The organism is Amycolatopsis sp. lyj-23 (assembly GCF_046549135.1).
Classification (GTDB): domain Bacteria; phylum Actinomycetota; class Actinomycetes; order Mycobacteriales; family Pseudonocardiaceae; genus Amycolatopsis.
This window is the reverse complement of sequence record NZ_JAJPWN010000022.1, coordinates 53,605-73,312: the sequence shown is the minus strand read 5'-3', so window position 1 is coordinate 73,312 and position 19,708 is coordinate 53,605. Positions and strand designations below refer to the sequence as shown.

General features: G+C 73.1%; 16 protein-coding genes. 14 read left to right on the top strand and 2 right to left on the bottom strand.

The features are described 5' to 3' along the window. Positions 1–372: 372 nt before the first annotated feature. A complete protein-coding gene (locus ACLJPY_RS42250) occupies positions 373–1,941 on the bottom strand; it encodes an MFS transporter (protein ID WP_410596603.1) in 1,569 nt (522 codons plus the stop codon). Positions 1,942–2,297: 356 nt separating this feature from the next. Here ACLJPY_RS42250 and ACLJPY_RS42245 point away from each other — a divergent pair, with 356 nt between their 5' ends. The 14 genes from ACLJPY_RS42245 to ACLJPY_RS42180 all read left to right on the top strand — a co-directional run bounded on the left by ACLJPY_RS42245 (position 2,298) and on the right by ACLJPY_RS42180 (position 18,438). Next, the gene (locus ACLJPY_RS42245; protein ID WP_410596602.1) at positions 2,298–4,730 is read left to right on the top strand and encodes a tetratricopeptide repeat protein; all 2,433 of its coding nucleotides are present in this window, start codon (positions 2,298–2,300) and stop codon (positions 4,728–4,730) included. A gap of 338 nt (positions 4,731–5,068) precedes the next feature. Beyond that, the gene (locus ACLJPY_RS42240) at positions 5,069–5,236 is read left to right on the top strand and encodes a hypothetical protein (RefSeq protein ID WP_410596601.1); all 168 of its coding nucleotides are present in this window, start codon (positions 5,069–5,071) and stop codon (positions 5,234–5,236) included. A 62-nt stretch (positions 5,237–5,298) separates the two neighbouring features. After that, complete coding sequence (locus tag ACLJPY_RS42235) at positions 5,299–5,799, top strand: MauE/DoxX family redox-associated membrane protein (protein WP_410596600.1); 501 nt, start codon at positions 5,299–5,301, stop codon at positions 5,797–5,799. Further along, entirely contained in the window at positions 5,799–6,293 is a 495-nt protein-coding gene (locus tag ACLJPY_RS42230; protein ID WP_410596599.1) for a TlpA family protein disulfide reductase, read from the top strand. The genes ACLJPY_RS42235 and ACLJPY_RS42230 overlap by 1 nt, the downstream gene beginning before the upstream one ends. Next, a complete protein-coding gene (locus ACLJPY_RS42225; RefSeq protein ID WP_410596598.1) occupies positions 6,290–8,113 on the top strand; it encodes an ABC transporter ATP-binding protein in 1,824 nt (607 codons plus the stop codon). The genes ACLJPY_RS42230 and ACLJPY_RS42225 overlap by 4 nt, the downstream gene beginning before the upstream one ends. Beyond that, on the top strand, positions 8,110–8,601 hold the full coding sequence (locus ACLJPY_RS42220) for a S26 family signal peptidase (RefSeq protein WP_410596597.1): 492 nt from the start codon (positions 8,110–8,112) through the stop codon (positions 8,599–8,601). Before ACLJPY_RS42225 ends, ACLJPY_RS42220 begins: the two co-directional genes overlap by 4 nt. A gap of 112 nt (positions 8,602–8,713) precedes the next feature. Next, positions 8,714–9,616: an aminoglycoside phosphotransferase family protein gene (locus ACLJPY_RS42215; RefSeq protein WP_410596596.1), complete on the top strand. Its 903-nt coding sequence runs from the start codon at positions 8,714–8,716 to the stop codon at positions 9,614–9,616. A 129-nt stretch (positions 9,617–9,745) separates the two neighbouring features. Further along, positions 9,746–11,623, top strand: coding sequence for a GTP-binding protein (locus ACLJPY_RS42210; RefSeq protein ID WP_410596595.1), 1,878 nt, complete (start codon positions 9,746–9,748; stop codon positions 11,621–11,623). A gap of 178 nt (positions 11,624–11,801) precedes the next feature. Continuing rightward, positions 11,802–13,340: a cellulase family glycosylhydrolase gene (locus ACLJPY_RS42205; RefSeq protein ID WP_410596594.1), complete on the top strand. Its 1,539-nt coding sequence runs from the start codon at positions 11,802–11,804 to the stop codon at positions 13,338–13,340. Positions 13,341–13,436: 96 nt separating this feature from the next. Then, on the top strand, positions 13,437–14,267 hold the full coding sequence (locus ACLJPY_RS42200) for a serine hydrolase (protein WP_410596593.1): 831 nt from the start codon (positions 13,437–13,439) through the stop codon (positions 14,265–14,267). 216 nt (positions 14,268–14,483) lie between these two features. After that, positions 14,484–15,617 (top strand): thioester domain-containing protein, encoded by a 1,134-nt coding sequence (locus tag ACLJPY_RS42195; protein ID WP_410596592.1) that lies wholly within the window; start codon positions 14,484–14,486, stop codon positions 15,615–15,617. A 196-nt stretch (positions 15,618–15,813) separates the two neighbouring features. Then, positions 15,814–16,641 (top strand): AraC family transcriptional regulator, encoded by an 828-nt coding sequence (locus tag ACLJPY_RS42190; RefSeq protein WP_410596735.1) that lies wholly within the window; start codon positions 15,814–15,816, stop codon positions 16,639–16,641. A 79-nt stretch (positions 16,642–16,720) separates the two neighbouring features. Then, positions 16,721–17,569 carry a carbohydrate-binding protein gene (locus ACLJPY_RS42185; RefSeq protein WP_410596591.1) on the top strand — a complete coding sequence of 283 codons (849 nt, stop codon included), beginning with the start codon at positions 16,721–16,723 and terminating at the stop codon, positions 17,567–17,569. A gap of 122 nt (positions 17,570–17,691) precedes the next feature. After that, positions 17,692–18,438, top strand: coding sequence for a thioesterase II family protein (locus tag ACLJPY_RS42180; protein WP_410596590.1), 747 nt, complete (start codon positions 17,692–17,694; stop codon positions 18,436–18,438). A gap of 38 nt (positions 18,439–18,476) precedes the next feature. Here the strand turns inward: ACLJPY_RS42180 and ACLJPY_RS42175 are convergent, their stop codons facing one another. Then, the gene (locus tag ACLJPY_RS42175) at positions 18,477–19,496 is read right to left on the bottom strand and encodes a glycoside hydrolase family 19 protein (RefSeq protein ID WP_410596734.1); all 1,020 of its coding nucleotides are present in this window, start codon (positions 19,494–19,496) and stop codon (positions 18,477–18,479) included. Positions 19,497–19,708 lie beyond the last annotated feature (212 nt).

Below are 19,708 nucleotides of genomic sequence, written 5' to 3'. Positions count from 1 at the left end.
CCGGGCGAGTCAAGCACAGCGGCGAGCTTCTTCACTTCCGTTGCGGGACCGAGAAAGCGCAGCGCCGGGCGAGGCGAGCTTCTCCGTTGCCGGTACCGGAACGGTGACTCCGGGGAGCAATGCGCGGCGGGAGCAGGTGACCGCGGCTTTCTCGAGGGGGGATGGGTCCGGACAAGCCCGGCTCGCTGGGGGCGGGCCGGGCTTGTCGGCTTGCGCCCTGCGTCCGGAGGCGTGCCGCCGGCTGGGGGAGACCGGTGGCCGCGGCTCGACGGTGCGGGGGCAAGTACCAGCGGCGCCGGGGAACGGTGCCGGCCGGGACGCCACCCGCGCGTGGCGTCCCGGCCGAGCCCGTGCCCCGGCGCCGGACCGGGATCAGCCGGCGGGGGAGGCCGCCTCGGTGCGGTCTTCCGCCCGCGCCACCGGCTCCGCCTGCTTCCGGGACGGACGCAGCGCGTACACCAGCACCGCCGTCGCGACCAGGGCGATGACCATGATCCACACCGCGCCGACGTGCATCGCGTGGATGAACGCCTGGTCCGCCGCCTGCGCTAGGGCCGGCCGGTCGAGGGTGCCGGCGACGTGCCGGGCCTGTTCCGCGGAAGTCCGGACGCTGTCGCGCAGCCCCGGCGGGACGTCGGCCACCGAGGGCTCGATCGCGCTCCGGTAGGCGATCGACATGATCGTGCCGCCCACCGCGATGCCGATCACGCTGCCCGCCTGCCGCGCCGTGTTGGTGACGGCCGAGCCGGCGCCGGAGCGTTCCAGCGGCAGGCTGCTGATCAGGGCCCCGGTCACCGGGGCCAGCACCAGGCCGACGGCCAGCCCCTGCGCCAGCAGCAGAACCTCGATCCAGACGAGCGGGGTGTCCAGCTCGAAGAAGCCGACCGCACCGAAGCTGAGCGCTGCCACCGTCAGCGCCGGCACGGCGACGACGCGCAGCGACCAGCGGCGGACCAGCCGGGCGCCCAGCGGCGCGCCCACCACCGCACCGATCGCGGTCGGCACGTTGGCCAGGCCGGCCTTCATCGGCGAGAAGCCCAGCGCACCCTGCAGGTAGAACGCGTTGTAGAACGTCACCGCCGCCACCGAGAACAGCAGCAGCGCCATCGAGGCGTTGCCACCGCCGAACACCCGCTGCGCCAGCAGCCGCGGATCGAAGCTCGGCTCCCGGGTCCGCAGTTCGACGAGCACGAAGACGGCCAGCAGGACCAGCCCCGCCGCGATCGGCGCCCAGACGTCCCACCGGCTCCAGTCGTCCACCTGCCCGGCGCGGATCAGGCCGTAGGTCAACGCCGCGAGCCCGCTGATCGACAGCAGGATCCCGGCCGGGTCCAGCGGGCGCACGGTCGGGCTGCGGAAATTGGGGACCAACAGGATGATCCCGGCCAGCGCCACCACGACGACGGGAACGTTGACGAGGAACACCGAGCCCCACCAGAAATGGCTGAGCAGAAGCCCGGCCAGTACCGGGCCCGCGGCCATTCCGACCCCGGTGGACGTCGAGGAAATCGCGATGGCCGTGGCCCGGCCGGGGCCGGTGAAGGTCCACAACAGGATGGCGAAGTTGGCGGGCATGATGAGTGCGGCGCCGACGCCCATCGCGGCCCGGGCGGCAATCAGCTGTTCGGCGCCACCCGCGTACGCCGCCCAGACCGAAGCCGCGCCGAAGACCACCAGGCCGACGGCGAGCACGTTCCGGTGGCCGAAGCTGTCGCCCAGCGCGCCGGCGGTGAACATCAAGGTCGCGAAGACCAGCGTGTACGCCCCGGTGGCCCACTGCAGCTCGGCCGGGCTCGCGCCCAGCCCCCGGACCGGGTCGGCGAGGGTTTCCAGCGTGATGCTGAGAACGGTGTTGTCCAGCCAGATCAACAGCGAACAAACCATGAGAACGGCAAGAATCAACTGCTGCCGGAACTTGGGCAGCGTTGGAGGCACGGTCATGGACACCTTCGTATTTCGATCGACGGGAACTCGATCGACCATAAGCAAACGCGCGCAACGCTGTCAAGTTTCGTGATTGTTGCCGATTATCTTGCGGCCGACCTGGTGATATGCCCGGGGACGGATTTGCCGTCAATGCAATTGTGTGCCTCCCGGCGAATTTGCGCCCAAAAGGATTTCATGACGCCGGAAGGGTTGCCCCACGGCAGGGGCCGTGCCCTCGGGATCGCCGGCGGCACTCCAGCAGCCGGCCGGCTGCTCGTTCAGCTCGAACCGCAGGGCGCTGGTGAGGACGGCCGCCGGATCTTTCCGGAAACCGGACCGCCGACCGGCCCGCCGCCGCCACGATGGCGGGTATGGCGTTCACCGAACCACCCGATCCGGGGCACGCGCGCACGCTGGCGGAGCTCATCGGGCAGCTGCGGCTGCTCAAGGCGTGGGCGGGCGGCCCGTCGTACACGCAGATCGCCGAGCGGGTCAACCGGCTCTGGACGGCCGCCGGGCGGCCACCCGGGGAGCGGACCGCCCGCACGACCGTCGCCGACTGCTTCAAGACCGGCCGGGCGCGGCCCAACACCGATCTGCTGCTGGCCGTGGTCGAGGTGCTGCACCCGGACGCGGCCTACGTCGCCCGCTGGCAGGACGTGCTGCGGGTGGTCCGCGGCCGCGCCGAGGCGGCGACCCTCGTGCAGGCCCGGCTCGGGCTGCCCGAGGCGCTCCCGGACTTCACCGGGCGCCGGGCGGAACTCGCGCGGCTGTGCGCGGTCCTCGGTGCCGCCGAGGGTGGCCGGGTGGCGGCGATCGCGGGCATGGCCGGGGTCGGCAAGACCGGGCTGGCCGTCCACACCGGACACGAGCTGCTGCGCACCGGCCGGTGCGAAAACGCGCTCTTCGTGAACCTGCGCGGGTTCCACCCCGACCCCGGGCGGCCACCGGTCGACCCGGCCGCGGTGCTCGACTCCTTCCTGCGGCTGCTCGGCGTGCCCGGCCACGCCGTCCCCGCCGACCTGGCGGCCAAGCAGCGGCTCTACCAGGAGCGATCGGCCGGGCGGCGGCTGCTCGTCGTCCTCGACGACGCGGCGGACGAGGACCAGGTCCGGCCCCTGCTGCCCGACGAGCGCGGCGGGCCGGTGCTCGTCACCAGCCGCCGGGCGCTCGGCGGCCTGACCGGGGCCGTCTCCGTGCCGCTGGACGTGCTGAGCCCGGACGACGCGCTCGCGTACCTGCGGCGCACCGTCGGCGCCGAGCGGATCGACCGGGCGCCCGGCGTGGCCCGGCGGATCACCGCCGAACTCGGCGGGCTGCCGCTCGCCCTGAGCCTCGCCGCGCTGCGGATGACCGCGCCCGCCCACCGGTCGTGGCTGCTGGCCGATCACCTCGAGCGGCTGGAGCAGCGCCGCGCGCACCTGCGGCTCGACAACGCCGTGGACGCGTCGATCAGCCTCTCCTACGACCAGCTCGCCGAACCGGAACGGCGGGCCTTGCGGCTGCTCGCCCTGCACCCCGGTCCGGACCTGGACGCCCACGGTATGGCCGCGCTCACCGGGACCGGCCTGGCGGAGGCGACCCGGACCGCGGACCGGCTCGTCGCCGCGAGCCTCGTCCGCCGCGGTGGGGCGGGCCGGTTCGAGCTGCACGACCTCATCCGCGCGTTCGGGATGGCGCGCGCCCAGGACGAGGACGCTCCGGCCGGCCGGAAGGCCGCGCTGACGCGGCTGCTCGACTACTACGCCTTCGCCGCCGCGACTGCGATGGACCAGTACGCCCCGCGGACGCGGGCCTACCGGCCGCGCGTGCCCGACCCCGGCCTGCCGGTCCCGCCGCTGGCCGACCGCGAGGCGGCGACCGCGTGGCTCGACGCCGAACGGGCCAACCTGGTCGGCGCCGGCGTCCACGGGGTGCCGACCGGTCACGCGGGGCTGCTGTCGCGGCTGCTGTTCCGGTACCTGCAGACCGGCGGCTACATCAGCGAGGCGCTCGTCCTGCACACGAGCGCGACGGAGTCGGCGGACCCCCTCGCCCGCGGGCACGCACTGGTGAGCGTCGCGGCCACGCACAGCCAGGTCGGCCGCTACGAGGTGGCGACGCGGTTCGCCGCGCAGGCGCTGGACTGCTTCCGCGGTGCCGGGGACCGTTCCGGCGAATGCCGGGCGCTCGGCACGCTGGGCGCGATCGCCTCCTGGAACGCGGACTTCGCGCGGTCGGCGGAGTTCGAGCGGGCGGCGCTGGCCCTGGCCCGCGAGCTCGGCGACCGCGCGGGCGAACGCACCGCGCTGACCAACCTCGGGTACGTCTACGGCCGGCTGGGCCGGTACACCGAAGCACTGGGGTTCCACACCGGAGCGCTGGCCATCGACCAGCAGACCGGCGACCTGTGCGACACCGGCCGCACGCTGCTCAACATCGGTGACACGCACCTGCGTTCCGGCAGCCACGCGGAGGCCTACGGCCACTTCCACCGCGCGGTCGCGATCGCCGAGCAGGCCGGCGACCGCGACCTGCACCTCGAAGCGCTGCTGTGCCTCGCGGACGCATCGCTGGAGCTCGGCCGCACCGGCCACGCGCGGGCGACGTACGAGTGCGCCGTGGCGATCGCGGCGGACCTGGGCAGCCTGCACGCGGCGGCGCGCGCCCACGCGGGACTGGCCCGGGCGCTGACGGCCTCGGGCGAGGCGGAGCAGGCCCGGTCCCACTGGCTGGTGGCCCGTGCTCACCACCGTGAGCTGGGGCTGCCGGAGTCGGCGGAGATCGCCGAGGCACTGGGGTGCCCGGTGGCCGCCGGCGGGTGAGCCCCAAGCGCCCCAGGGCGGCCTTGGGTGCTCCATCCATGCCCCCACCGCCACCTTCAACGGAGGCGCTCCGCGCCGCAGTGTCGATTCAACGCACCGAAGGCCGCCTTGGGTGCTCCATCCATGCCCCCACCGCCCCCTCAACGGAGGCGCTCCGCGCCGCAGTGCCGGTTCAACGCACCGAAGGCCACATCGGGGCGCTTGGCCGGGACGTGTGCGCGTCCGGGTTCGTCCGGGATTGCTGCCCGGCGACCGCGCCGACCGCGATGCTCGCAGCCGGTGCGGGACCGCGGTAGCGCGTCCCACACCGCGGACAACCACCGTCGAAGGGAGACACCATGGGGCGCCTGATCGACCGCGTGCTCAACCGGATCGTGCCCACCGCCGAGGCTTCCGCCTGCAGTGGCGGCTACTTCTGCAACTCCGCCGGCCACCCCGGCTACTGGTACCGGTTCTGCTGCCCGCAGACCGGCTGCGAGTGGTCCAAGGTCCGCAGCAGCTGCTGAGCCGGCCGCGGGCGGTGTCCGCCGCCTTCCCCGCGGACACCGCCCGGTGTGGAGGGAGTGACATGGAGTACCTGCGGGCCGCCGCCGCGGCGCTGATCGCCGTGGTGTTCGCCGCGTCGTCGGTCTCGAAGCTGCGCGACTTCCGCGGGTTCGCCCGGTCGGTGCCCGCGCTGGTGCCGATGCCCGCCGGCTGGGTCACGCCGGTGTCGGTGGCCGTCGTGGCCGCGGAACTGGCCTCCGCCGTTCTCGTGCTGGTCACCGCGGTGGCCGGCTTCGTCCTCGCGTCGGCGTTGCTGCTGGCTTTCACCGTCGCCATCGCCGCTTCGCTGCGACGCGGGCGGCGTGCCCCGTGCCGCTGCTTCGGCGCGGCCGAAACCCCGATCGGCCCGCGCCACCTGGCCCGCAACGGCCTGCTGATCTGCTTCGCCGTCCTCGGCGCGCTCGCGCCGGAGCACGGGCTGCCCGTCGCCGGGGCCGCCGTCGCCTTCGCCGCCGGTGCGGTGGTGGCCGTGCTCGTCGTCGCCATGGACGACATCGCCGTCGTGTTCGCAAGGAGTTCCTGATGCCCTACGTCGTCGCCACCCTGGTGCTGCTCGGCCTGGTGTGCCTGCTGAACCTGCTCCTGACCGTCGGGATCCTGCGCCGGATGCGCGCCCAGCCCGCCGCGACGCCGTTCGCGCTGCGCCCCGGTTCGGCCGTCGGCGAGTTCACCGCGACCACCACCGGCGGACAGCCGCTCACCACCGCCACCCTGACCGGCACAGTCGGGTTCTTCTCCGCCGACTGCGCCGCCTGCCACGACACCCTGCCGGACTTCCTCGCCTACGCACGCGCGCAAGGCCGCGACAACGTCTTCGCCGTCTTCGGCGGCGACGACCCGGAGACCGTGCGCGCGCTCGCCGAGGTCGCCCACGTGGTGACGGCCGGACTCGACGGCGGCCCGGTCGCCGCCGCGTTCCGCAACACCTGGACCCCCGCGCTGTACGTCGTGGCCGACGGCCGGGTGACCGCGACCGCGGGCCGGGTGCACGAACTGCCCGTGCCCGCCGGCCGGTGACCGTGCGCCAAGCCGACCTGCGGATCGGCGCGGGCCAGGTGCGCGCCGCGGGCGCGGCCGCCGCCGTGCTGCTGTGGCGGTCCGGCCCGGCGCGGCTGGCGGCCCTGCTCGTCATGACGGCGGCCGCGGCCACCGCGCCGATCGCCACCGCCTGGCTGACCAAGCTCGTCCTCGACCGCCTCGTCGAGCGCACCGGCGCGGTCGGCGGCCTCGCCGTCGCGCTGGTGCTCACCGGCCTCGCCGTCGCCGCGCTGCCCGTGGTGGTGCACTACGTCCGCGCGCAGATCGGCCGGGCGGCGAGCACGGTCGCCGTCGACGGGCTGTTCGACGCGCTGGGCCGCCAGGTCGGGTTGCGCACCTTCGAAGACCCCGCCTACCAGGACCGGCTGCGGCTGGCCCAGGAAAGCTGCGGCCGGATGCCGGAAATCGTCGACGGCGCCGGCGGCACGCTCAGCGGGACGCTGTCGCTGGCCGGGTTCCTCGGCTCGCTGCTCGTGCTGAGCCCGGCGATGACCGGCGTGGTGCTGGCCGCCGCGATCCCGGCCCTGCTCGCGGAACTGCTGCTGGCCCGGCGCCGCGCCGCGGTGGAATGGCGCATCGAGCGGTACACGCGGCGCGAGTTCTTCTACAGCCAGCTGCTCACCGGCATCCCGGCCGCGACCGAGATCCGGCTGTTCGGCACCGGGGCGTTCCTGCGCGCCCGGATGATGGCCGAACGCCGCAGCGCCAACGAAGCCCAGCGCCGCATGGACGAACGCGAACTGTGGACCATGGGCGGGCTGACGGCGCTGAGCGCGGCCGTCGCCGGGGCGGGGCTCTGGTGGGCGATCACGTCGGCGCGCGACGGGTCGCTCAGCGCCGGTGACGTGTCGATGTTCGTCGCCGCCGTCGCCGGGGTGCAGGCCGCGCTGGGCACGCTGGCGTCGTCGATCGCCAACGGCCAGGCCCGGCTGCTCTCGTTCGCGCACTACGTCGCCGTGGTCCGCGCCGAACCCGATCTGCCGAGCGCGTCCAGCGGGGTGGTTCCCGCGCTGCGGCGGGGACTCGAGCTGCGTGACGTGTGGTTCCGGTACAGCGACGACCTCCCGTGGGTGCTGCGCGGGGTGGACCTGACGATCCCGCACGGCACGGCGGTCGCCCTCGTCGGCCTCAACGGCGCCGGCAAGAGCACGCTCGTGAAGCTGTTGTGCCGCATGTACGACCCGACGCGCGGGCAGATCCTCTGGGACGGCGTGGACCTGCGCGACATCCCGCACGCGATGCTGCGCGGGCGGATCAGCGCGGTGTTCCAGGACCACATGAACTACGACATGACCGCGGCGGAGAACATCGGGCTCGGCGAACTGTCCGCATTGGACGATCGCGCCCGCCTGATGGCCGCCGCGACCCGCGCGGGCGCGCACGAGCGGATCGCCGCCCTGCCCCGGGGGTACGACACGCCGCTCACCCGGATCTTCGAGATCGGCACCGAGGACACCTCGACCGGCGTGGTGCTCTCGGGCGGGCAGTGGCAGCGGCTGGCGCTGGCCCGCTCGCTGGTGCGCGAGGGCCGGGACCTGATGATCCTCGACGAGCCGAGCTCCGGTCTCGACCCGGAGGCGGAACACGAGGTGCACGCCCGCATCCGCGAGCACCGGCAGGGCCGCACGAGCCTGCTCATCTCCCACCGGCTGAGCGCGGTCCGCGACGCCGACCGCATCGCCGTGCTCGAGGACGGCCGGATCACCGAACTGGGCACGCACGACAGCTTGCTCGCCGACGGCCGTGGCTACGCGCGCCTGTTCCGCCTGCAGGCCGACGGCTACCAGGCCGTGTCGTGAAAGTACTGCGGTGCGCCGGGTTGCTGGTCGCCGGCTGCGTCTTCGTCGCGCGCCGCCGGCTCATTCTGACCACTGTGGACGGTCCGAGCATGACCCCGGCCCTGCGGTCCGGTGACCGGGTCCTGGTGCGCCGGACCCGCCGCCCGCGCCGCGGCCAGGTGGCCCTGCTGCGCTTCCCGCCGCTGCCGAGCGGCGCGCCGGCCGGGAACCAGCTGCTGCTCAAACGGGTGGTGGCGGTGGCCGGCGACCGCCTCCCGCCCGGCTGGGCCGACCCGGACGTGCACGGCCTCGGCGGCGAAGTCGTCCCGCCCGGCTGCACGGTCGTCCTGGGCGACAACCGGCCGACCAGCTGGGACTCCCGGCACTACGGGTTCGTGCCGCGGGAGCGGGTCGTCGGCGTGGTGGTGCGACACGTTCTCCGCGCGGGCGGAAATCCGGCGCTCTGCGTTGGGCGGTCGCCGCATACGCGTACTCGGGGACATCACTGAGCGCAGCTGACCGGACAAGGCGAACGGCGGTATCCACCCGGCCAACCTGGCACAAACCGCGGGCCGCACGGGCATATGCTCGGAGTCCCCGAACGAGCCGAGGACACCGCCGTTGGACACCACCCCGGATCTCGGCCCGCCGCCCGAGCGCGTCACCGTCGGCGCGGAAGTCGTGCGCCGGTTGATCGCCGAGCAGTTCCCGCGGTGGGCGGCGCTCCCGGTCCGGCCGGTGGCCCACGGCGGCTGGGACAACTTCACCTTCCACGTCGGCGGCGACCTGGTGGCGCGGCTGCCCAGCGCGGCCGAATACGCACTGGCCGTCGCGAAGGAACAGCAGTGGCTCCCGCTGCTCGCTGCCCGGTTGCCCTTGCCGGTCCCGGTTCCGGTGGCGAAAGGGCATCCCGGCGCCGGCTACCCGTTCCCGTGGTCGGTCCACCGGTGGCTCGACGGCGAACCCGCGAGCCCGGACCGGATCGCCGATCCCGTCCGCTTCGCCACCGACCTGGCCGGTTTCCTGGCCGCCTTGCAGGACGTCGAGACCGACGGCGGTCCGCGGCCGGGAAAGCACAACTGGTTCCGGGGCGCCACCCTGCGCACCTACGAGGCGGCGGCCGAACGCGCGCTCGCGGCGCTGGGCGACCGGGTCGACGCCGGCCTGGCCCGCGAGGTCTGGGCGGCCGCACTGGACGCCCGCTGGGACGGCCGGGACGTCTGGTTCCACGGTGACGTCGCGGCGGGGAACCTCTTGCTCGACGCGGGGGAACTGACGGCCGTCATCGACTTCGGGACCTGCGGTGTCGGCGATCCGGCCTGCGACACGGCCATCGCCTGGACGCTGCTGACCGCCGACGGCCGGAAGGCGTTCCGCGAACGCCTTCCGGTCGACGACGCCACCTGGGCGCGCGGGCGCGGCTGGGCACTGTGGAAGACGCTCGTGACCGCGGCCCGGCCCGGCGAAGAGGCCGCGCACCGCGTTCTCGCGGAAATCTTCACCGAGTACCGGACCGGGAATTAACCCTTTGGTCCGCCGCCCGGCCGTCGGCTACGGTCGGGCCGGTTCCGACCCGTCCGCGAGGGGGCACCATGCGCCAGATCCGCAACACCGCCGAATTCCCAGCAAGCGTTGCGGCCTCTGGAGTGTTCTTTGCCCGAAACCCCGCTCAACATCGGGATCCTCGCCCACGTCGACGCCGGTAAGACCAGCCTGACCGAGCGGCTGCTGTTCGACACCGGCGCGGTCGCTGCGCTCGGCCGCGTCGACGACGGCACGACCCGGACCGACACCCTCGCCGTCGAACGGCGGCGGGGCATCACCATCAGCACCGGCGTGGTCTCCTTCCGGGCCGGCGACCGGACGGTCAACGTCATCGACACCCCGGGGCACGCCGATTTCGTCGCCGAGGTCGACCGGGCGCTCGGCGTGCTCGACGGGGTCGTCCTCGTCGTCTCCGCGCCCGCGGGGGTCCAGGCGAGCACCCGGATCCTCTGGCGCACCCTGCGCCGGCTGCGCGTGCCGACGCTGGTGTTCGTCAACAAGCTCGACCAGGCCGGGGCCGACCCGGCCGCGGTGCTCGCCGGCCTGCGGAAAAGGCTTTCCCGCGCGCTGGTCCCGATGGTGACCGCCGAGGCGGCCGGCCGCGCGGACGTCGTCGTTCGCGGCCGGCCACGGGACGCCCCGGACGTCGTCGAGGAGGTCGCCGAGGTCGCCGCCGAACGCAGCGAAGAGCTCCTGGCGGACTACGTGGCCGGCAGGTTCGACGACGCCTTGATGTGGCAGGCGTTCCGGCAGCAGGTGGCGGCCGGCGCCGCCTGCCCGGTGTTCCTCGGCTCGGCCGTGACCGGCGCCGGCGTGCCCGAGCTCGTCGCCGGGATCGTCGAGTTCCTGCCCGCGGCGGCACCGGGCGACGGGCTGCGGGCCACGGTGTTCAAGGTCGAGCGCGGCCGCGGCGGCGACCGGATCGCCTACGCCCGCGTCCGCGGCGGCACACTGCAGGTGCGCGACCGGGTGAAGCTGTTCCGGCGCGCCGGGGACGGCACGCTCGAGCGCAGCCGGCGGCGGGTGACGGCGATGACGCTCGCCGGCCGCGAAGTCACCCGGGCGGGCGCGGGGGACCTGGTCCGGTTGTCGGGGCTCGGTGACGTCCGCGTCGACGACCGTCTAGGTTCGCCGGACGGCCTGGCGGACGCCGCGTTGTTCCCGCCGCCCGGGCTCGTCTCGGTCGTCACCGCGCGCCCCGGCGAGGAAACCCGGCTGCACCAGGCGTTGCGGGAGCTGTGCGACCAGGACCCGCTGCTCGGCCTGCGCGTCGGCCGCGGCGCCCTGTCGGTGCGGACCTACGGCGAAGTCCAGATCGAGGTGCTCCTCGAGCGGCTGCGGGAGGACTTCGGGCTCGTGGCGCGGTTCGCGCCGCCGGCGCCGGTGCACGTCGAAAAACCCGTGGGCGTGGGGGAAGCGGTCCAGTTCCTCGACCGGCTCGGGCCCACCGATCCGGTCGTGACGGTGGGACTGCGGGTGGCGCCGGGCGCGACCGGCAGCGGCGTCCGGTACGAACTGGCCGTCGAGCGCGGTTCGCTCCCGCGCGCCTTCCACACGGCCATCGAGCAGACGGTCCACCGCGCGGCGAAGTGCGGCCCGCACGGCTGGGAGGTCGTCGACTGCGTCGTCACGCTGACCCACTCGGGGTTCAAGCCGCCGCTCAGCACGGCAGGCGGCTTCCGGGAGGTCACCGCGCGGCTGCTTTCGCAGGCGTTCGCGCGGGCGCGGACCCGCGTGCACGAACCGGTCGACCGGTTCGACCTCGAGGTGCCCGGACCCGCCGCCGGAGCGGCCCTGATCGCGCTGGCGAAGCTCGACGCGGTCTGCGAGCCGCCCGTGGCCGACGGCGACGTCGCCCGGATCGCCGGCTCGCTCCCGGCGGCCGCGACGGCGGAGTTCCGGCGCCGGCTGCCGGCCCTCGGGCAAGGCGAAGCCGTCTTCACGGCCGATCCCGGCGGCTACCGGCCGTGGCGGCCCGTGCGGTGACTCCGGCCGGGTGAGCTGCCTGCGGTCGTCGGGGGAACGCGCCGGACGCTGTTCGCCGGAATCGGCGCGGTTTCCCGCCGTTGGTGATTGACAACCCCGGGCCGGGGAGCAACGGTGTGGACGGCGTCTGGGAACGCTCCCAGACGCGGCCGACGTCAGTGTGCACAAGGGAGTGCCGATGTGGGGAAGAGCCGGAAAACGTCCTGCCGCGCTGGCGGTCGCGGGTCTCGCGGTCGCCGCCGGGGTCGTCACCTCGACGACGGCGGTGTCGTCCGCGCGTGAGCCGAGCGCGGCGTTCGCCTGCCGCGTCACCTACTCGGCCAACGACTGGGGAAGCGGTTTCAGCGCCACCGTCGGCATCGCCAACGTCGGTTCCGCGGCGGCCGACGGCTGGACGCTGACCTACTCCTACACCGGGAACCAGACCCTGCAGCAGGGCTGGTCGGGCACGTGGACGCAGTCCGGCAAGCAGATCACCGTGACCAACGCGAGCTGGAACGCCGCCATCCCGGCCGGCGGCTCGGTCAGCACCGGCGCGAACTTCTCCTACAGCGGCACGAACACGACGCCGGCCACCTTCGCGGTCAACGGCGCCGCGTGCACCGGGACCCCGCCGACCACGGTGACGACCCCGACCACCAAGCCGACGACCCCGACCACCACCCCGACCACGACGACCTCGACCCCGCCGCCGCCCGGGCCGGCGCCTGCGCTGCACGTGTCGGGCACCAAGCTGCTGACCGCCGACGGGCAGACCTACCGGCTGCTCGGCGTCAACCGCTCCAGCGCCGAATTCGCCTGCGTGCAGGGCAAGGGCATGTGGGACAGCGGCCCGGTCGACCAGGCGTCGGTCGACGCGATGAAGGCCTGGAACATCCACGCGGTGCGGATCCCGCTGAACGAGGACTGCTGGCTCGGCCTGTCCGGTACGCCCAGCGGCGCGCCCTACCAGCAGGCCGTCAAGGACTACGCGAAACTGCTGGAGGCCAACGGGATCAACCCGATCCTCGACCTGCACTGGACGCACGGTCAGTACACCGGCAACTCCTCGGCCTGCACCGACGTCAACGCGACCTGCCAGAAGCCGATGCCCGACCGGCAGTACACGCCGACGTTCTGGACGCAGGTGGCCACCGCGTTCAAGGGCGACAACGCCGTGGTGTTCGACCTGTTCAACGAGCCGTACCCGGACGCCGCCGCCAACTGGTCCGACGCGGCCGCCTCGTGGCGGTGCCTGCGTGACGGCGGCACCTGCACCGGCATCGGCTACACCGTCGCGGGGATGCAGGAACTCCTCGACGCCGTCCGCGCGACCGGCGCCCAGAACGTCGTCATGACCGGCGGCCTGACGTGGACCAACGACCTCACGCAGTGGCTGGCCTACAAGCCTGCCGACCCGGCGGGCAACCTGGTGGCGTCCTGGCACTCGTACAACTTCAACGCCTGCGTCACCGCGTCGTGCTGGGACAGCCAGATCGGCACGGTCGCCGCGCAGGTGCCGGTGCAGGCCGGGGAGATCGGCCAGAACACCTGCGCGCACGACTACCTCGACCAGGTCATGGCCTGGCTGGACGCGCACAACCTGGGGTACACGGCCTGGACGTGGAACCCGTGGGGCTGCAGCGGCGGCAACGTGCTGATCGAAGATTTCGCCGGCACGCCGACCAAGACCTACGGCGAGGGCTTCCGCGCCCACCTGCTGGCCGTTCACCCGTGAGGGAACGCCGGGGGTGCGACGGCGCTCGCCGCACCCCCGGCGTCCGTGCGAGTCTTCAGGGCGGACCCACCCGCTCGTCCGCACCCGGGGGACTTCATGGGCAAGCTGCTGCTCGCCGCGCTGCTGGCGGCGTTCGCGCTGCTGCCGTCGCCGCCCGGCCCGGGCCGGCGCGCCGCAGACGCGCCGGACGACCCGTTCGGCTCGGACCTGCGGGCGCGGATCGCGCGGGCGCAGGCGTACGCCGACAGCCGGCCCGGGGTGACCGGCATCGTGCTCCGCGACCGCCGGACCGGGGCCGTCTACCGCAGCCCGGCCGCCGGCACGCTGATCTGGGCCTGCTCGACGCCGAAGCTGGCGATGGCCGTCGACCTGCTGCTACGCGAGGATGCCGGGGCGATCGCGCTGTCGGCCGAAGATCGAGATCTGCTGCACCGGATGCTCCATTCGAGTGATGACGCCGCCGCGCACGTGTTGTGGACCCGTTACGGCGGCGAGACCGAATTCGCCCGGCGGTTTCCGGCATACGGAATGACCGACATGCGGTTCAGTGATCGCCACCCGCACCACTGGGGCTGGATCCGCACGACGGCGGACGATCTGGACCGGCTGATCGAATACGTCCTGACCCGCCTGCCCGCGCGCCACCGCGACCAGCTCGTGCGGGAACTGCGCGCCGTCGACGTCAACCAGCAGTGGGGCGTCTGGGGTGCCGGGCCCGCCGCGCGGCCGGGGAACAAGAACGGCTGGTCCGACGACAACGACGACGGTTCCTGGATCATGGACTCGGTCGGTTTCGCGGGCCCGGACGAGCGGTACACCCTCGCCCTGATGAACGACACCGGCGTCGTCGCCGGCGGCGAGGAGGTCGGTCGCGAGACCACCACGAAGATCGCCGGAATCCTGTTCGCAGGGTATTTCGGCGCCTGAAATCTGCCCCCCTTTCAGGGGATTTCCGAGCGCAATCGTGTTTATGGGGGCACCGTGCGTAGGCCCCTGTGAGGTCTGTGTATGCTGCCATTCGCTTGACCGGGTGATCACTCACCCGAATCAGTGGCCGCCGTGGTCGGGGTTGGTGATCTCACGCGGCCCTAACGGCGTGGTTCGGGCTCGGATAGGAGATTTATGCAGGTCAGGTCAGCTTTCGTGCGTGGCGGGATCGCGGTGCTCGCCGCGGCCGCCGCGGTCATGGTCAGCGCTCCCTCCGCCCTCGCGGACGACGGCGCCGCGCGCGGCCGCGTCGTCGAAGACGCGGGCACGGTCGGCTACCGGATCAACCTCGACGGTGGCGGCGACTACATCGCCAAGCTCTTCGGCTTCAAGCTGTCGGACGGCAAGTCGCTCAAGCTCTACTGCGTGCAGATCACCGTCGGCATGCGCACCGACGTCGACATGGTCGAGACGCCGTGGAACAAGTACCCGGCCGCCGACTCGCCGTTCAACAAGAACAGCGACAAGATCAACTGGGTGCTGCACCACGGGTACCCGGGCCTCACGCTCGACGAGGTCGGTGCCGCCCTCACCAAGCAGGGTGTCAAGGTCCACGACGGCATCTCCGAGCGCGAGGCGATCGCCGCCACGCAGGCGGCGGTGTGGCACTTCAGCGACGGCGTGAACCTCAACCTGCAGAAGCCGCTGGCCGAGGCCAACCCGGCCGAGGCCAACGCCGACGTCGCCGCGCTGTACAGCTACCTGATCGGCGACCAGAACAAGGGCATCGGCGCGCAGCCGAAGCCGACCCTGAACATCTCGCCGGCCAAGGCCGACGGCAAGGCCGGCACCAAGGTCGGCCCGTTCTCGGTCGCCACGTCCGGTGACGTCACGTCGCTGACCACCGAGCTGCCCGACGGCGTCAAGGTCACCGACGCCGACGGCAAGGAGCTGAAGACCGCCGACGTCAAGGACGGCAGCAAGCTGTTCGTCGACGTCCCGGCCGGCGCCAAGCCGGGCGACGGCTCGTTCTCGCTCAAGGTCACCGGCGAGCTGGACACCGGCCGCCTGTTCGTCGCGGAGAACTACGCGCGGAAGCCGGCGCAGTCGCTGATCGTGGCCGACTCGGAGAAGACCCAGGTGGCCGCGAAGGCGGGCGCGAGCTGGACCGAAGCCGGCGCTGTCCCGAGCACCCCCGCGCCCAGCACCACCCCCGGCGGTGCGCCCTCCGGTGGCGGCGAGCTCGCCAACACCGGTGTCGACGCCGCGGTTCCGTTCGGCATCGGCGGCCTGCTGCTCGGCGGCGGCGCGCTGCTGCTGCTGGTGAACCGGCGCCGCAGCCGCGCGTAAGCAGCGCTTCACGAAACGGGGCCGGTCCACTGTGGACCGGCCCCGTTCTTCGTGTCCGGAACCCGACGATCGGATTGCGATCATCGGGGCAAAAACGGCGAATCGCCGTTAAATTGGTCTAGACTTTTCACCCATGCGCGGTACGACGGTCCCGCCCGGGACGCCCTGCCGGCCCCCGCAGCCGGGGGAGCTGCCGATGCACCGGCTGGAGGTGCCCGCCCCGCACGCGCCGCCGTTCGCGGTCGGCACGTTCGCCGCGCTGGGACCGCTTTCGCACGCGGACTTCCCGCACCGGCACACCTTCCACGAGCTCGTCCACGTCACCGGCGGTACCGGCGCGCACGTCGTCGACACCGCGCGCTGGCCGCTGCGGCCGCCGCACTTCGGTGTCCTCGCGCCCGGGCAGGTGCACCAGTGGGCGGACGTCCGGAACCTCACCGGGCACGTCGTGCTGTTCACCGACGACTTCCTGCTCGACCACCCGGCCGACCGCGAGCTCTTGCGCCGGCTGAGCGAACGGCCGTGGCTGCACCTGGACGAGCACGCCGACGCGCACGTCACGCGGTTGATCGCCGACCTGGAGGACGAGTACCGCCGCGGCGGCGACGGCACGGAGTCGGTGCTGCGGGCGCTGGTCCACGTCCTGGTCGTGCGGGCGGGCCGGTTGCTGGGCACGCCGTCGCCGGCGCCCGCCCCCGCGGTGGCGGCGGAGTTCGTCCGGCTCACCGGCCGCCCCGAGCCGGGGCTGTGGTCGGTGCGTGCGCACGCCGAACGCCTCGGCGTCACACCGGGTCACCTCACCGAGGCGGTGAAGGCCGCGACCGGCCGCACCGCCGCGCAGCTGCTGCGCGAGGCCCGGACCCGGGAGGCGCAGCGGTTCCTGCTCCGGACGGACCTCACCGTGCGGCAGGTCGCCAGCCGCGTCGGGTTCGCCGACCCGGCGTACTTCTGCCGGTTCTTCCGCCGCGAAACCGGGCTGAGCCCCGGCGACTTCCGGCGCGGCGGGGAGAAGCACCACGACTGACCGTTCCAGTCCATCGCCGCTCACCCGGTGCGCTGCCTACGTTCGAGGGGATCCCCGACCTCCCCCACGAGGAGCAGGCATGGACGAAGAAACCAAGCTCAGCCGCAAGACGGTCCTCAAGGCCGCGCTCGCCGCGGGTGTCGCCGCACCGGTCGCCCTGATCGGCGGCCCGGCGCTCGCCCGCGCGAACGCCGTCGGCGGCACGGCACCGGAGCTGACCCCGGCGTGCCACGACGGCGACGAGCCGACGATCGAGCAGACGGAGGGCCCCTACTTCAAGCCGAACTCGCCGGAGCGGACCAACCTCGTCACGCCCGGTACGCAGGGCACCCGGCTGACCGTGTCCGGGTACGTCTTCGGCCGGGCCTGCCTGCCGATCAACCGGGCGCTGCTCGACTTCTGGCAGGCGGACGTCAACGGTGCCTACGACAACACCGGTTACACGTTCCGCGGGCACCAGTACACCAACGCACAGGGCGCGTTCACGCTGTCCACGATCGTGCCCGGCCTCTACCCGGGCCGGACGCGGCACATCCACGTCAAGGTGCAGGCACCCGGCCGCCCGATCCTGACCACGCAGCTGTACTTCCCCGGCGAGCCGCGGAACAACACCGACACGATCTTCGACGCGCGCCTGCTGATGACCGTGCGCGACAACGGCTCGGCGAAGGAGGCCGCCTTCGACTTCGTGCTCGACGTCCCGCAGACGCCGACGTCGACGCAGTCCACGCCGCCGTCTTCCACAGCGCCGTCTTCGACCCCGCCGACCTCCACCCCGCCCGGGGGCACGACGTGGGCTGTGGGCACCGCGTACGCGGCGGGCGCGCGGGTCACCTACGGCGGCCGCGGTTACGTGTGCCTGCAGGCGCACACCGCGCAGCCGGGCTGGGAGCCGCCGAACGTGCCGGCGCTCTGGCGGGCGGAGTGAGGCCGTCCCGCTGAGGAGGGAGGGAGAACCGGCAGGTCCCGGCCGCGGCCCGGGACCTGCCGGCCCCAGGCTGCGCACCTTGGGGGTCGACGGCGGCGGCGCGGCCTGCCAGATTGGGGGCCATGACGATTTCCCTCGATGCTTCGGAGTGGGTCCGGCGCTTCCACCCGGCGCCGTCCGCCACGGCGCGGCTCGTGTGCTTCCCGCACGCCGGGGGATCGGCGAGCTACTTCCACCCGGTCTCGGCCGCACTGGCACCCGCGGTGGAGGTGCTGGCCGTGCAGTACCCGGGGCGCCAGGACAGGCACACCGAAGCCCCGGTGGACGACCTGTTCGTGCTCGCCGACCGGCTGGCGGACGTGCTCGTCGCGGAGACGGCCGGGCCGGTGGCGTTCTTCGGCCACAGCATGGGCGCCAGCCTCGCGTTCGAGGTCGCGCGGCGGCTCGAGGCGCGGGGCACGCGGCTGCTGTCGCTGTTCGTCTCCGGGCGCCGGGCGCCGTCGGCGCCCCACGACGAGCGGGTCCACGAAAAGGGTGACGACGCGCTGCTGGCCGAGGTCAAGCGGCTCGGCGGCACGGACGCGGCGATCCTGGACGACGAAGACATCCGCAGCCTCGTGCTGCCCGCGCTGCGCAGCGACTACAAGGCCGCGGAGCTCTACCACTACCGCCCGGGCCCGGACGTCTCCTGCCCGATCGTGGCCCTGATCGGCGACAGCGACCCCAAGGTCACCGAAGCCGACGCCCGGCTGTGGGCGGAGCGGACGTCCGGGGGGTTCGAGCTGAAGACGTACCCGGGTGGCCACTTCTACCTCAACGACCACGCGGCGGCGGTCATCGGCCTGCTCGCCGAGCGGCTCGGCCGCTGAGCGGGCGGGCGAGGCCGAGACCCCGCCCGCCACCGGCTTCAGCAGTACAGGTTGGCGCCGGGGTCGACGCCGAGGACCGCCGTGATCTGGCGGTACTTCGAGACGCGGCTCTCGACCTGGGCGGGGTTGCCGCCGTTGCACTCGATCGAGCCGTTGATGCTGCGGATGGTCTCGCCGAAGCCGCGGCCGTTGACGATCGCGTTGTGCGGGGTCATGGTGCCGGGGCCGCTCTGGGTGTTCCAGTACCAGAGCCCGGTCTTCCACGCGACGGCCGAGTTCTGCTCGACCTGCCACGGGTTGCCGAGCAGGTCGATGCCGAGCGCGTCACCCGCGGCCTTGTAGTTGAAGTTCCAGCTCAGCTGGATCGGGCCGCGGCCGTAGTAGGCGGACTGGCCGGCGGGGCAGCCGTAGGACTGGTTCCAGTCGCAGTAGTGCGGGTAGTTGGCGGTGTTCTGCTCGACGATGTAGACCAGCCCGCCGGTCTCGTGGTCGACGTTCGCGAGGAACGCGGCGGCTTCCTGCTTCTTCACGGTGTCGCTGCCGGTGGTCGCGAAGCCGGGGTAGGCCGACAGCGCCGCGGTCAGGCCGCTGTAGGTGTAGAAGGAGTTGCGGCCCGGGAAGATCTGGTTGAACTGCGCTTCGCTCACCACGAACGCGCCCGGGTTGCCCGGGTCGGTGCCGCCGCCGCAGTTGTAGGGCTCCCAGTACCAGGTGCTGATGACCGGGTCGTAGCCCGGGTTGGCGTTCTTGGCGCGGTAGTAGCCGCCGTCGGTGTAGCGCACGATCGCGCCGACGTCGTACCACTGGCCGGCCACCCAGTTCGGCGCGCTGCAGCCGGTGCCGGGCTCGCTCCCGCCGCAGCTGTAGGGCTCCCAGTACCAGGTGCTGATGACCGGGTCGTAGCCCGGGTTGGCGTTCTTGGCGCGGTAGTAGCCGCCGTCGGTGTAGCGCACGACGGCGCCGACGTCGTACCACTGCCCGGCCACCCAGTTCGGCGCGCTGCACGCGGCGGCGGCCGCCTGCGGCGCGTGCCCGGTGACGGCGGGGGTGCCGAACACGAGCCCGGCAACGGCGGCAACGGCGGACAGGACGGCGACAGGACGTCTTCTCAAGACTGGCTCACTCCTTCGGCCACGACGGAACCCGGGCGCGCAGGCGCCCGTCGTCGAGAGTGGGGAATGCTCATCCGGCCGAGACGAACGTGACACCGGTCACTAGAGCAGATTGGTCTAGTCCAGTCAAGATTGCGTGCGGGCGCGGGCAGCAGTTG